The 13,962-nt window shown below is 61.2% G+C and carries 8 protein-coding genes; 7 read left to right on the top strand and 1 reads right to left on the bottom strand.

Going from position 1 to position 13,962, the window contains the following annotated elements:
• Positions 1-10: 10 nt before the first annotated feature.
• Positions 11-1,054 (bottom strand): LacI family DNA-binding transcriptional regulator, encoded by a 1,044-nt coding sequence (locus QEH57_RS23195; RefSeq protein WP_309009188.1) that lies wholly within the window; start codon positions 1,052-1,054, stop codon positions 11-13.
• Positions 1,055-1,227: 173 nt separating this feature from the next.
• On the opposite strand from QEH57_RS23195, the gene QEH57_RS23190 reads away from it, so the two are divergent.
• The 7 genes from QEH57_RS23190 (at position 1,228) to QEH57_RS23160 (ending at position 13,960) form a co-directional block, all read left to right on the top strand.
• Positions 1,228-2,946 carry a sulfatase gene (locus tag QEH57_RS23190; protein WP_309009187.1) on the top strand — a complete coding sequence of 573 codons (1,719 nt, stop codon included), beginning with the start codon at positions 1,228-1,230 and terminating at the stop codon, positions 2,944-2,946.
• A gap of 79 nt (positions 2,947-3,025) precedes the next feature.
• On the top strand, positions 3,026-5,083 hold the full coding sequence (locus QEH57_RS23185) for a BNR repeat-containing protein (RefSeq protein WP_309009186.1): 2,058 nt from the start codon (positions 3,026-3,028) through the stop codon (positions 5,081-5,083).
• Positions 5,084-5,097: 14 nt separating this feature from the next.
• Positions 5,098-6,456 (top strand): BNR repeat-containing protein, encoded by a 1,359-nt coding sequence (locus QEH57_RS23180; protein ID WP_309009185.1) that lies wholly within the window; start codon positions 5,098-5,100, stop codon positions 6,454-6,456.
• Positions 6,457-6,586: 130 nt separating this feature from the next.
• A complete protein-coding gene (locus QEH57_RS23175) occupies positions 6,587-8,590 on the top strand; it encodes a fructose-bisphosphatase class III (RefSeq protein ID WP_309009184.1) in 2,004 nt (667 codons plus the stop codon).
• A 160-nt stretch (positions 8,591-8,750) separates the two neighbouring features.
• Positions 8,751-10,505: a hypothetical protein gene (locus tag QEH57_RS23170; protein ID WP_309009183.1), complete on the top strand. Its 1,755-nt coding sequence runs from the start codon at positions 8,751-8,753 to the stop codon at positions 10,503-10,505.
• Positions 10,506-10,520: 15 nt separating this feature from the next.
• Positions 10,521-11,975 carry a sulfatase-like hydrolase/transferase gene (locus tag QEH57_RS23165; RefSeq protein ID WP_309009182.1) on the top strand — a complete coding sequence of 485 codons (1,455 nt, stop codon included), beginning with the start codon at positions 10,521-10,523 and terminating at the stop codon, positions 11,973-11,975.
• A gap of 38 nt (positions 11,976-12,013) precedes the next feature.
• Entirely contained in the window at positions 12,014-13,960 is a 1,947-nt protein-coding gene (locus QEH57_RS23160; protein ID WP_309009181.1) for a hypothetical protein, read from the top strand.
• The last annotated feature ends 2 nt before the right edge of the window (positions 13,961-13,962 follow it).

The raw sequence follows: 13,962 nt of genomic DNA, 5'->3' as shown, positions 1-13,962 counted from the left end.
CCCGTTCGCCCTAGGCCCGCCGCGGGGCCGTCGCCCCGTCCACCCAGACGCCTTCCACCAAGGTCCGCAAGGGCTGCTCCGGAATCCCGTACTCAAAATGGCTAAGCTGCGAGTCGACCACGTTTGCCGCCGCCCGACCGATCAGCTCCGCCCGCTGGCTCACCCCCGCCATGGAACCGTCCATCGTCATCAGGTTCAATTCCGCGAAGGCAAGGTCCTCGCCCACCTTTATCCCCTTCGCTTTCGCCCACTCCTTCAGCTTCCAGCTCGAGTCTCCGCTCACCAAAATAGAATCGGGCTTCCACTTCTGGTACCATTTCTCGAAATCTCCGATGGAAAACTCATCGTACATGTGCGGCGCCACGAAGCCCTTGCCCTTCAAGGTCGGATTCATGCTCAGAAAGCCACCCGAAAAAGAGCCGGCCACACGACTGTCGACCGCCAGGCTCATCACCAGGCCAATCTTCTTGTATCCAAGTTTCTGCAAGCTCCGGTAAGCGAGCCGAATCGAGCGATGCTGATGGTTCGAGACCAAATGCAGCGCCGGCTCGCGCAAAGTGTAGCCCAGCGTCACCGCCGAAAAGTCCGAAAAGTCGAAGTCGATCTTGGTGTGAAACTTCTCCTGCGGTGGAAAAATCAAGCCGCGTATCCCCCGAGCCAGCAGGATCTGCCGGAAACGTTGCGGCGACACCTCCGGATCTCCGATCCAAAAGTCGTACAACTGGTACCCGAGCTTGCGGGCCTGATCCGCCGCTCCCTTGCGATACTCGCGGATCATCTGCGTCTCCTTCCAGCCGTCTTCCGTGGAATGGTTCGTTACCCACGCCATCCCCGCCACGATCTTCTCGGTCTTGGATTGGGAACGGTAGAGAGACAGGGCAAAGAGGTTCGGATCGGGCACGTAGCCCAGCTCCTCGGCCTTCGCCTTGATCGCATCGCGCGTCTTCTTGGCGACTCGAGTGTCGCCCTTCAGCGCGATGGACACCGTTGATTGGCTCAAGCCCAAGGCCCGAGCGATTTCAGCTTGATTGACGCGTGACTGACCTGGTTCCACTCCGCACAGCTTTGATCGACAGCGCTTTGCGTCAAGCTTTCCAAGCGCAGCTTACCGAGGCCCCCTCCGGCAGGCGTCTAATATTCATACTGATAGATTTTATCGAAGCTCGGCCCCGCTTGGACTTGCATCCACAAACACCCATTCCCTCCCCCCCCAACACACTCGTTCTCATGACGCGCCACCCATACAAGGCATTCGCCACCTTCCTGATCGCCTTCCTCGCCCTCGGCTCGGACGCCAGCCCCGAACCGCGCCCCAACGTAGTGTTCATCACCATCGACGACTTGAACGATTGGGTCGGCCCCCTCGGCGGACATCCCCAGAGCATCACGCCCAACTTCGACCGGCTCGCCTCCCGCGGCGTCACCTTCCGCAACGCCCATTGCAGCATCCCCATCTGCTCCGCCTCCCGCAGCGCCTTCATGACCGGCCTCCTGCCGGAAAAAACCGGCGTATTCTCCAACGGAAACTCCTTCTTCGACATCGACCCGGACATCCAAACCATCCCGGAACACCTCGCCGACCAAGGCTACCAAACTCACGGTGCCGGCAAACTCTTCCACGGTCGTCGAGAGGACTTCGTCTCCTACTTCCACAGCTACGGCCCGGGCACCGGAAACCAAGGCGGCCCCTTCACCCGAGAAGAGCTGGACACCCTCAAGCAAAACCCCAGCCACCGCGTCGATCGCGGCCCGGGCCAGCTGAAGGCCCTGCTCCCCCTCAATGGCATGCCCGACGACCGTCGCGACGGCGTCTCGCGCAACAACTCCTTCGATTGGGGCCCCGTCGACGTGCCCGCCTCGGAAATGCCCGACGGCGAAATCGCCCGCTGGGCCGCCCGCACCCTCTCCCAAACGAGCGAAAAACCCTTCCTCGTCGCCGCCGGATTCTACCGCCCCCACCAACCCCTCTTCGCCCCCAAGGAATACTTCGAAAAGTTCGATCCGGAAACGATCCAGCTTCCCGAAATCCTTCCCGACGACCTCGAGGACCTTCCCTTCTACGCCCAACGCCTAGCCCGCTACGCCCTCACCGCAGGCACCCACCAAACCGTGCTCGAGCACGGCCAATGGGAAGAAGCCGTGCTTGCCTACCTCGCCTGCGTCACCTTCATCGACGACCAACTGGGCCTAATCCTCGACGCTCTCGAGCAATCCCCAGCCGCCCGCAACACCTGGATCGTCCTGCTCTCCGACCACGGCTATCACCTCGGCGAAAAGGAGCACTGGGGCAAGTTCACCCCTTGGTCCGAATCGACCCGGGTTCCTCTCATCATTGTTCCACCTTCTGGATACGACTCCCAGGAGTGGGCCCGCGGCCGCAGCGTCGACACCCCTGTCAGCCTCATCGACCTTTATCCGACCTTGGTGGAACTCTGCGGAATCGCACCGCCAGGCCACGACCTCGACGGCCAAAGCCTCGCTCCGCTCCTCAAGACCGACTACGACCCCAGCAGCTCGGACCGCTACGCCATTACAAGCAACGGACGCGGCACCCATGCCGTCGTCAAAGGCAAGTATCGATATATTCGATACTTCGACGGATCCGAAGAACTCTACGACCGCATCGCGGATCCCCACGAATTCCACAACCTCTCCCCCGAGCCTCAGTTCGCCGAACTGAAGGCAGAGCTCCGCGGCCTGCTCCCTTCCGACCCTGCCGTCAAACGCTTCGTTCGCTACCAGGACCTAAAAATAATCTTCTTCGCAGACCCGAGCGTCAGCCCAGTCGTCTTCGAAATCGCCCCGGGAACCGGCTCCGGCGGAGGCATCGGCGAAACCAAGGACGTATCCAAAAAACACAGTGCCCTTCTCGACAAAATCGCCGCCTACCTCGACCAGCGTCCCGACCTGCCCACCCACCTAACCGTGACCGACTCGGACCTCTAAACGCCGCCTGATGCCCCTTCGCCAATTGTCCTTCAAATCCCGATACAAAAAGGACTCGCCGCAGCCCCCACTGTCTCCCATGCCTCGCTGCCTAGCATTCCTAGCCTACGTCGCCCTCCTCGCCTCTGCCCAAGCCACCACCACCACGCCCGCGCTCGAAGTCTTCCAGCTCGCCGCCACCCAGGTCGACGAAAAAGGCCTCAACTTCCCCGTTTCCGAAACAACAAACTTCGGCACCACCATCAACGGACGCACCCATCAGCAGTGGCCCTTGCAAACCTTCAAGGGCTACCAGTACGCCACCTACTACGACCACAACCGCAACGTCTGCGTCGCCCGCCGCAAGCTCCCGACCGGCGATTGGGAAACGATTCGCTTCACCGACTACACCATCGACAACAACGACAGCCACAACGTCACCGTAATCGGCATCGCCGAAGGCGACGGCAGCATCCACCTCGCCTTCGACCACCACAAGTCCGACCTCAACTACCGCGCCACCGGTCCCGGCGTCGCGACCCATCCCGAATCCGTCGCCTGGGACGCTTCCCTCTTCAGCGCCGTCACCGATACCCTCGGCCCGCTCGGCAAGCTCGAAGACGTCACCTACCCCCGCTTCGTTCCCATGCCCAACGGGAACCTCATGCTCTACTACCGCTACTGGACCTCCGGCAACGGCGACAGCATGATCCGCGAATACGACGCCACCACCCACCAGTGGACCACCGGACTCGGCAAGTTCATCGCCCGCGACAAGGCCACCTACACCTGGGACCACGACGGCGACGGCCAAATCGCCACCGACCGCAGCGAATCCAGCCCCTACCGCTACGCCTACATCAACGCCATCAGCTACGCCGGCTCCCGCCTGCACGTCTCCTGGATCTGGCGCGACGTATTCACAAAAACATCACTCACCAACAACCACGACATCTGCTACGCCTACAGCGACGACGATGGCCGCACCTGGAAGAACAACGCTGGCCAACAAGTAGCCATCACCGGCACCGATGCCAAGGACACCCTCATCACGCTCGACACCCCAGGCATCACTGTCGTCCCCATCGCGCCCGGCCAAAACGCAATCAACCAGTGCACGCACTACGCTTACCCGGATGGCTCCATCCACCTCATGATGCGGCACCATGTATCCGGCAGCGCGGATACACGCTACCACCACCATTGGCGCGACGCCGCCGGGCAATGGCGCACTCAAGCGCTCCCCTTCACCGGCAGCCGCCCCTCCCTCGTGGGCGACGACGACAAGAACCTCTTCCTCGCCTACACCAACGGCAACCGCACCCACATCGCCCACGGCATTCCCAATCCGGACAAAACCGCCTGGACCTGGAACCGCATCTTCACCCAAGACGAATTCAACGATGGAGGCGAAGGCGTCATCGACTTCAGCCGTTGGCAACAGGAGCGAATTCTCTCCACCTACTCCCAAGGCGCCAGTCCCGACAGCAACGAAACCCCAACTTCGCTGCACGTCATCGACTACAAGATCGCCGTCCCCAGCCTCGAAGCCCGCCTCGATCCGCTCACCCAGCAGGTTTCCGTCACCTGGCTATCCAACGACAAGCGACTGCAAACCCAAACCGGAAACCTCGCCGACGACGCCTGGCAATTTCTGCCGGAGGGAACCAGCAGCCCCATCGTCCTTCCGCCAGACGCCCTTGCCACCCCTTCCTTCTTCCGCCTCGCCTCACCGCCCGCCCCTGCCGTGCACCGGCGTTTCGACTGGAACCAGGGAGAGGAGAACGTCACCCACAAGCACCTCCAATCCTCCCTCTCCGGCGGCATCCTTACCCTGACCCTCGATCCCACTCTCCACGATCCCTACCTGCGCCTGAACGACGGATCAACCGATGCGAACACCTACTCCCACGTACGCCTAAGAGTTAAAAACAATACCGCCGGAACCGACTGGAAAATCTTCTTCGCTCCGCTCGACGGCGGCGAAGCCGGCAACTCCCTCAACCTCACGCCCACCGCCAACGGGGATTGGGAAACCCTCGAAGTCGACATGCGACAAGACCCGGATTGGCAAGGCGATATCAAGACCATACGCCTCGACTTCGATACCTTCCAAAGCGGCACCGTCGAAATCGACTTCATCGAAATCTTCCAGTAACACGATCTGACTCCATGAAAAAAACGCTCTCCTTCCTCGCCCTTTCCCTAGGCTGCCTCTCCTTCGCAAACGCCGACGACTACGAGGTCGTGAACCGCCAAGCCATCGACCGCGTATGGTCTGGCAACTACGTTGGCTTCGACATTCTCATGAGCGGTCAGCACCAGTACGTCGCCTACTACGACGCCAACCGCCAAATGACCGTAGCCCACCGCGAAGCCTCCGCTCCTTGGGTCTACTACAAAGTCGACAGCTGGTACGGCTGGGACAGCCACAACTACATCACCATCGAACTCGATACCGAGGGCCACCTCCACCTCTTCGGCAACATGCACGCCCAGCGCATGGAGTACTTCCGCACCCGTTTCCCCCATGACGTTCGCACTCTCGAGCGTATCCACGTTTTGGAGAACGCCGAACTCGAAAAAGTATCCACCTACCCCAAATTCCTAAAACGCGACAACGGCGAACTCATCCTGAAATACCGCAGCGGCTTCAGCGGCGACGGAGTCGAAGTCTACCTCGCCTACGATCCGGAAAGCCAAGCCTGGACCCAGATCCACGACACGCCCTTGATCGATGGCCAAGGCCTCATGAACGCCTACGTCGAAGGCCCCAGCCTCGGCCCGGACGGACGCTTCCACATGGTGTGGATCTGGCGCGACACACCGGACGCCGGCACCAACCACGACATCAGCTACGCCCGCAGCGACGACCTCATCCATTGGGAAGACTCAGCCGGGAACCCCTTGCCCCTGCCCATCACCCTCGCTTCCAGCGACATCGCCGATCCCGTGCCCGCCCGCGGAGGAGCCATCAACGGAAACAACAAGCTCGGCTTCGACTCCCAACACCGCCCCCTAATCGCCTTCCACAAGTACGACCAGAACGGCCAGACCCAAGCCTATATCGCCCGTCGCGAAGCCGATGCCTGGAAAAGCTACCAAGTTAGCGACTGGCGAAACTTCCGCTGGGATTTCGGCGGCACCGGCTCCCTCTCTTCCTTCGACGTGCGTATCCAAAAACCAGTAGCGCTGCCCGACGGCAAAATCCGCCTCACCGTCAAGAAGCAGGAAGACTGGTACGACCTGATCCTCGACGAAGCCTCCTTAAAGCTCCTTGAGAGCAGGCCTAGCTTCGCCTACCCGCCCGTCCTTTCGCAGGTCGCCTCCTCCGGCGAAGTCCTGCTCAACGGAGTCGACTCCTACGGAGACGAGCTCATCCTGCGGACCAAGTCCGCCCAGGGCGACGACGGCCTAAGCTACTACATCACCTGGGAAGCCCAAGCCCCCTTCCGCGGCCAAGCCCGCGAATCCATCCTCCCGCCGAGCACCCTCTACCTGCACACCCTCAAGCAGAAAAAGGCGGACTGACGCCCCCAGCGCCCAAGTGCCGGGCCGCCTTGCGCCGTACGCCAAGCCACGCTAAGCTGACCTCAGGAAAATCTCCCCGTCGCGGCGCCCTACGCTACAAACGGAAAACGCTCCCTTGCCTGACCCACCTATGAATAGCAACACCCTCTCCTTCAAGCGGCCCGAAGCCGACCTCTCCTCCCTGGAACTCCTCTCCTGCAAGTTTCCCAACGCCGACGCCGCCATCGCAGAGATTGCCCGCCTCGCCGCCGTGCAGACCCTCCCCCAAGGCGCCATCCACGTCATCAGCGACATCCATGGCGAGGACAAGAAACTGCAGCACGTCATCAACAACGCCTCCGGCACCCTCCGTCCCCTCGTCGAAACGATGTTCCGCGGCCGCATGTCGGAAGAAGGCCTCGCCGAGTTCCTCAAGCTCACCTTCTACCCAGCCGAAGTGACCAGCCAGCTCAAGCGGGACCTCAAGGACCCGGACGAGATCAAGGCCTTCGCCCACCGCGTGCTCGGCCCCCAGTTCGAGCTCCTGCGCCACCTCATGTCCAACTACAGCCTGCGGCTCGCCACCGAACTGCTGCCCAGCGACTTCAGGAACCTCCTCCTGGAAATCCTGCACGCCCCTTCCAACGAGGACGGAACCCTCTTCGTCGACGCCATCATCAACGAGCTTCAACGGCAAGGGCGCCTCCTCCACCTCATTCACATGATCGGCCGCCTCATCCGCAACCTCGCCGTGGACGAGCTCATCATCGGCGGCGACTGCTGGGATCGCGGCCCGCGAGGCGACCGCGTCGTCGACTACCTGCGCCTGCAGCCTAACGTATCCTTTATCTGGGGAAACCACGACGCCCTCTGGCTGGGCGCCGCCCTCGGCAACGAAGCCCTCATCTGCACCGCCCTGCGCGTCTCCCTGCGCTACCGCCGCCTCGGCCAGCTCGACGAGGGCTACAGCGTTCCCCTCACCCCGCTCGAGCACCTCGCCAACACCGTCTACCACGACGACCCCGCCACTCACTTCATGCCCAAACGCGAAGGCATGCGGCCCATCCAGCTCGTGGCTCGCATGCAAAAGGCCATCGCCATCATGCAGTTCAAGCTGGAAGGCCAGCTCATCGAACGCAACCCGCACTGGAAGCTCGACCACCGACGCCTGCTCCACCGCATCGACCTAGCCGCCGGCACGATCGAGATCGACGGCCAAAGCTACGCCCTCACCGACAAGCAGTTCCCCACCCTCGACCCCGCGAATCCCTACCAGCTCAGCCCCGAAGAGCAGGACTGCCTCAAATACCTCAAGCGCTCCTTCCTCCGCAGCCAGAAGCTGCGCGAGCAAATGCAGTTCATGGTAGACCACGGCGCCATGTATTTGAAACGTGGAGACTGCCTCATCTTCCACGGCTGCGTGCCCTGCGACCCGGACGGCGCCTTCCTCCAGCTCGAAATCGACGGAACCCCCTACTCCGGCAAGCAGCTCTTCGAGAAAATCGAATCCGTGGTCAGCCGAGCCCTGCGCGATCCGCGCCCCAGCGACCTCGACTTCCTCTGGTACCTCTGGTGCGGCCCCCTCTCACCCCTCTTCGGTAAAGACCGCATCGCCACCCTCGAGCGCGACTTCATCGCCGACAAGGCTCCCCACAAGGAAAAGAAGGATCCCTACTTCGAGCTCATCCACCGTGGCGACTTTTGCGACAAGGTACTGGTCGAATTCGGCGCCGATACCGAAAACGGCCTCATCGTAAACGGCCACGTGCCCGTCAAGCTCGAGCAGGGCGAGTCTCCCCTCAAGCGCAGCGGAAAAGCCATCACCATCGACGGCGCCTTCTCCGAAGCCTACGGAGACTACGGCTACACCCTTCTCCTGGAAAACCGTCGCATCGTGCTCGCCGAACACCACCACTTCGAATCCGTCGAATCCGCCATCCGAGACGGCGTCGACATCATCCCCAAAACGCAGGACATCCGCGTATTCAAGGAAACACGACGCACCGCGGACAACGAACGCGGCCAACGCATGCGCTACCGCATCGCGGACCTCGAACGCCTAGTCGACGCCTACCGCAACAACCGCCTCCTCGAGACATCTAGCGACCCCACCTTGCACAGCTTCGTCCAGAGCCTCGCCAAGACCGAAAAGTAGCCGCCAGCCCGGCTGGATCCGAGCCCTCCCGGGCCGCCTCCAGGACTCTCCCTTCAAAGGACTCGATCTGTATTGATTGATGGCTCGTTGAACTCCGCGACCCAACCCTGCGACACTGATCCCTTACGGACTCCCGTCCCTTTCTCCCAAGCCCCGTCAAATGACTCAATACGACTACATCGTCATCGCAGCCTACTTTGGCCTGCTCCTCACCGTAGGTTACCTGACCTCCAAGTTCGTCTCCAATACGAGCGACTACTTCCGCGGCGGAGGCAACATGATGTGGTGGCTCGTGGGAGCTTCCGCCTTCATGGTGCAATTCAGCGCCTGGACCTTTACCGGAGCGGCCTCAAAGGCCTACAACGACGGCTGGGGCGTCCTCACCATCTACATCGGCAACGCTCTCGGCTTCACCATCAACTACTTCTACTTCGCCGCCCGATCCCGCCAAATGCGAGTCATCACGACGGTCGAGGCGGTGCGGGAGCGTTTCGACAAGTTTAGCCAGCAATTCTACACCTGGTTCAGCATTCCTCTCGGCATCCTCGGCGGCGCCGGTTGGCTGTTCGGACTCTGCCTCTTCATTTCCGTTTCCTTCGAGCTCCCGCTCGAAACCGCCATCATCATCACGGGAGTCGTCGTCATCACCTCGACCTTGCTCGGCGGCTCTTGGGCCTCCTCCTCCAACGATTTCGTCCAACTGCTGGTCATGGTTCCAGTCACCATCATCGCTGCGATCTTCGCCATGTCAGCGGTGGGCGGACCGAGCGCGTTCATCGAAAAAATGCCCGCTGGACACCTCGACCTCTCGGCTCCCTTCACCTACGGCCTGGTTGGATTTTGGATGATGTCGAACATCGCCCGCCAGATGGTCAACTGCAACAACCTCATAGAGTCGGGCCGGTACCTAGCCGTCAAAAACTCGGAGCACGCCCGCAAGGCCGCTGGGCTCGCCGCCATCCTCTCCTACATCGGCCCGGTCATCTGGTTCATTCCGCCCATGGCCGCCGCAATCTTGTATCCAGATATTGGAGCCATGATTCCGGAACTGAACAACCCAGCCGAGGCCGCCTACATCGTCGTCGCCCTCGAATACCTCCCTATGGGCATGATGGGCTTGATGATCTGCGCCATGCTTGGAGCCACCGTTTCCTGCATGGATACAGGGCTCAACCGAAACGCAGGCATCTTCGTGCGAAACTTCTACCTGCCGGTTCTCCGCCCCAACGCCAGCGAGAAAGAGCTCATGCTCACCAGCCGCATCACCACGGTCTTCCTGGGCGCCATGATCATCAGCCTCGCCCTGTTCTTCACCGAACTCAAGGAATTCGGACTCTTCAAGCTCGTGCAGTGGACAGGGTCCATGCTCGCGGTTCCCATGACCATACCGCTTGCCCTCGTGATCTTTACCCGCAAAGCACCCACCTGGGCCGCCTGGTCGACCACCCTCGTAGGATTCATGACCTCCCTGACCGTGTTCTACCTCTTCAACAACGACTGGCTCGCCGAGCAACTCGGCAGAGAACTCAGCAGAGCCGAGGCCGAAACCTGGATTCCCAGCATCGGTCTATTCGCCAACCTCGCCACCTGCGGCTCCTGGTTCTTCTTCACCATGCTCTTCTACAACCGCATGCCAGCCAAGCGCCGGGCCGAAATCGAAGCCTTCAACGAACGTATGCGCACTCCCATTACCGAAGAGGAATGCGAGGGCACCAAGACCGACTACAAGCAAGCCGGCCTCATGGGCGGCGTCGCTATGAGCTTCGGAACATTCATCCTCCTGCTCACCTTGATTCCCAATTCGCTCTCCGGTCGCATCGCATTCATCTTTTGCGGCGGCCTCGTCTTCGGAATCGGCGTCCTGTTGAGAAAAACGAGCAAGCGCCAACGTTCCGCCACCGCTGACCTAGCCTAGCATCCGCAGACTGCCATGTCTCTAAATCCGCACGTTATCGTCATCATGGCCGACCAGTTGCGGCATGATTTCATACGCCCGGAATTCGCCCCAAGGATCTGCGCCCTCTTTTCGGAGTCCGCTCAATTCCCGCGCATGTACACGGCCTCCCCCTTGTGCGTGCCGGCCCGCGGCAGCTTCTTCACCGGCCGCTACCCAAACGAAACCGGCTGCCTCGTCAATGGCTGGGAACCGATAGACAAAGAGCACGGGCTAGTCGCCGCCCGCACCCCCAACCTCTACACCTGCTTCGAAGCCGCTGGCTACGACAGCTGGCACACCGGCAAGCAACACCTCCACACCGCCGATGCCTTCGACGAGCAAGCCGACTCGCAAACGCGCTGGATGTCCTTGGAAAGAGGATACGCCGATCACCTCGCGAATTCCGGGGCCCGAACTCCCGGCGGACCACGCTTCACCGGCATCTGCCCCGAACTGCATTCCCGCAAAACCTCCGCCGCCCGCCGCTACTCCATTCCCCAAACTGGCTGCTACGAAGACGGCTTTGAAAACTTCTTCGACGGCTATATCCTCAAGGAAACCCTCCACGCCATCGAGCATCGCGACCGCCAAAAGCCCTTCCTGCTCAACGCGATGTTTCTCGCGCCCCACCCTCCTTTCGATATCCCATCCCCCTGGTATCAGAAATTCAAGGACGTCCCGATGCCGGAAAACGTGGGTCGCTGGGATCCCCTCCAATCCCCCCTCAACCTCTATCACATGTCGGGTGCCATCGGAGCCCGATACCACCGCGAGGAATGGCAAGAGCCTTGGCGCGTCTACGCCGGGCTCGTAAACCTGCTCGACCACTGCGTTGGCCAAATCGTCGACAAACTGAAGGCGGAAGGCATATACGAAAACTCCGTGATCGTCTTCACCTCCGACCACGGCGAAATGCTCGGTTCCCATTGCCTGTGGCAAAAGATGGTCGCCTACGAAGAATCCGCCCGCACCCCCCTCGCCATAAAAATGCCTCGCGGAAAGAACGCCGGCGTCGCGAATCCAGGCCCCACCTCCCAGGTCGACGTCTTCCCCACCCTCTGCCAAATCGCCGGTATCCAGATTCCGAATTCCGTTTCCGGAAAATCGCTGCTCCCTCAAATCGAGGGACGCCAAAAGCCAACAAAAGAACCCGTATTCATCCAAAGCGACGGAAACGGAGCCCTAGAGAAATGGTCGCGCTGCGTCGTCGACGGAAATCTCAAGCTCATCGTCGACGGCTTCAAGGACGAGGTCTTCTTCGAACTCTACGACCTCGAAGCCGACCCCTTCGAATCCCGCAACCTCGCCTTCGAACAACACGCCTCCCTCCCACGCTTTCTCGCCACCCTAAGCGCCCACATGCAACGCACCGGCGACCTCCTTTCACTCAACGAGGCCGACTACCAAAGCTTCCAACGCAACTACGCCTACCAAGCAGCCCTAGCCTAGCCCCCAAGGCCTTCTGCCGCCCCACTCTTTTTGTAGTAATGAAATCCACCTTAGCATCCCTTTCGATCGCCGCCCTATCCGCAGTCGCCGGCATCCCCAGCTTCGCTGCCGAGCCCTCCGCTCATCCGAGCTTCTTCTTCACGCTGGACGATGTCCCCGCCCTGCAACAACGGGCCGACTCCACCGAATGGCTACGCACCATGAAGCAAGCTGTCATCGACCAAGCCAACTACTTCCTGGATACGGAAACCGATCCCTACCCGCTCTCCGGCCCCGACAACGGCAAAGGCACCGCTGGCCGCTTCGTGCAACGACGCCTCGGCATCCTATCCCTAGCCGGATACCTTACCGGACAGGAACATTATTTCCACAAGGGCACCGAAATCCTCCTCGCCGTGGTCCGCCAATGCGAACCGGACAATACCGACCACTGGCGGACCCACCTCCAATACGCCGACGCCACTCAGGGCCTCGCCATCGGTTACGATTTCCTGTATCCATACCTCAACGACGAGGAACGGACCGAGGTTCGCGAAGAGCTCTACCAGTACGGACACCTCCTCTACACCGACGGCAGCGCCTGGGGAGCTCCCTCGCCGGGCGTCACCTCCTGCAACCACAACTCCGTCCAATTCGGAGCCCTCGGCCTCGCGGCCCTCGCGCTCGGCGACCAGCCTGCCTGGGTCGACCGCGCCACCGAGCGCGTGCGTGGATACTACAAATACTTCGTCGACCCCACCGGCTACGTAACCGAAGGGCACCACTACCTCAGCTACGGCCAGCTCGGAGCCTATCCCTTCTCGCTCGCCCTCAAACGCTCCGGAGGCCCCGACCTCGTCGCCGAGCAACCCCTCGCCCAAAACATCCTCGACCAATTCGTCTGGGTACTCCTCCCCTTCGAAAACCGAATCCGCACCCTCAACGACAACGACCCCCAACCCGTCGGCCCCATCGCCATGGCCCACGCCCTCACCTATCGCAATTCCGTTCACCTCTGGGCCTGGTGGCAGGCCATCGGTCCCGACGGGGCCGGAAACAACGGCCTCGGCCGCGAAAACGACGGCTTCGGCGAACTCTTCCCCTTCCTTAGCGGCGACGCCCCGCTCGAGCCCCTCTCCCCCGGCCAAGCGAACTGGCCCCTCGGAAAACGCTACCACAGCGGACGCGTTTTTCTCCGCTCCGCATGGGACGACCCTGACGCCGCCCACGTCGTATTCAAAAGCGGATACGATATGCACCAGGGCCACAACCAGCAGGACGAAAACGCCGTCACCTTCGCCGCTCTCGGCGAAGACTTCCTCACCGATCCAGGCTACTGGCCGGACGGCAGCGACTGCCACACCACCCTCAGGATAAACGGCGTTGAGCAGCAGATCGGCTCAGTAGGCCGCGTCGTGGACTACCGCGAAGACGAACACGGCGCCTTCGTTCGCGGACAAGCTCCCGAAGCCTACCCCTTGATCCCCGGCTTCATCGGCCACGCGGAGCGCAAGCTCTACTTCGTCCGCGGGCCGCAGCCCTACCTCATTTGGCGGGACGACGTTGGCGTCGAAGTAGGACACAAGCCCGTCGAAGTCGTTTCCCGCTACGTCACCACCCTCGACAATACCATCCAACAACAGGGAAAAGGCGCCATCATCGAAGGCGGCAACGGCAAGGCATCCTGCCTCATTCTCGCCTACTCCGACGACCAAGCCATCCTCGTCTCCGAAGACGATCTCGACGGTCAAAGCTACATTGCGAATGGCTACAAGAAAGTTGTCTACTCGGAACACTTGAAGCGTCTCAGCGCCAAAACCGAAGCCTACCACCCACGCCTCGTCAGCATCGCCTTCCCCTTCAAAAACGAGTCCGAAATTCCTGTAGTTGCAGTTCAATACGACAAAAGCTCCGACACCCACACCTGTCAGCTCACCTTCCCTAGCGGCCGCATCGATACCATCCGCTTCGCCCCGACCCAAGCCACCTTTGCTCGCATCAAATAAGC

Origin of the sequence: Pelagicoccus sp. SDUM812005 (assembly GCF_031127875.1) — a bacterium.
Classification (GTDB): domain Bacteria; phylum Verrucomicrobiota; class Verrucomicrobiia; order Opitutales; family Opitutaceae; genus Pelagicoccus.
Note: the sequence above shows the minus strand (reverse complement) of the source record. Positions and strands in the feature narration are given on the sequence as shown.

Coding starts and splice junctions, on each gene's coding strand:
- QEH57_RS23175 (WP_309009184.1), top strand. CDS start 6,587: ATGAATAGCAACACCCTCTCCTTCAAGCGGCCCGAAGCCGACCTCTCC.
- QEH57_RS23160 (WP_309009181.1), top strand. CDS start 12,014: ATGAAATCCACCTTAGCATCCCTTTCGATCGCCGCCCTATCCGCAGTC.
- QEH57_RS23170 (WP_309009183.1), top strand. CDS start 8,751: ATGACTCAATACGACTACATCGTCATCGCAGCCTACTTTGGCCTGCTC.
- QEH57_RS23190 (WP_309009187.1), top strand. CDS start 1,228: ATGACGCGCCACCCATACAAGGCATTCGCCACCTTCCTGATCGCCTTC.
- QEH57_RS23180 (WP_309009185.1), top strand. CDS start 5,098: ATGAAAAAAACGCTCTCCTTCCTCGCCCTTTCCCTAGGCTGCCTCTCC.
- QEH57_RS23185 (WP_309009186.1), top strand. CDS start 3,026: ATGCCTCGCTGCCTAGCATTCCTAGCCTACGTCGCCCTCCTCGCCTCT.
- QEH57_RS23165 (WP_309009182.1), top strand. CDS start 10,521: ATGTCTCTAAATCCGCACGTTATCGTCATCATGGCCGACCAGTTGCGG.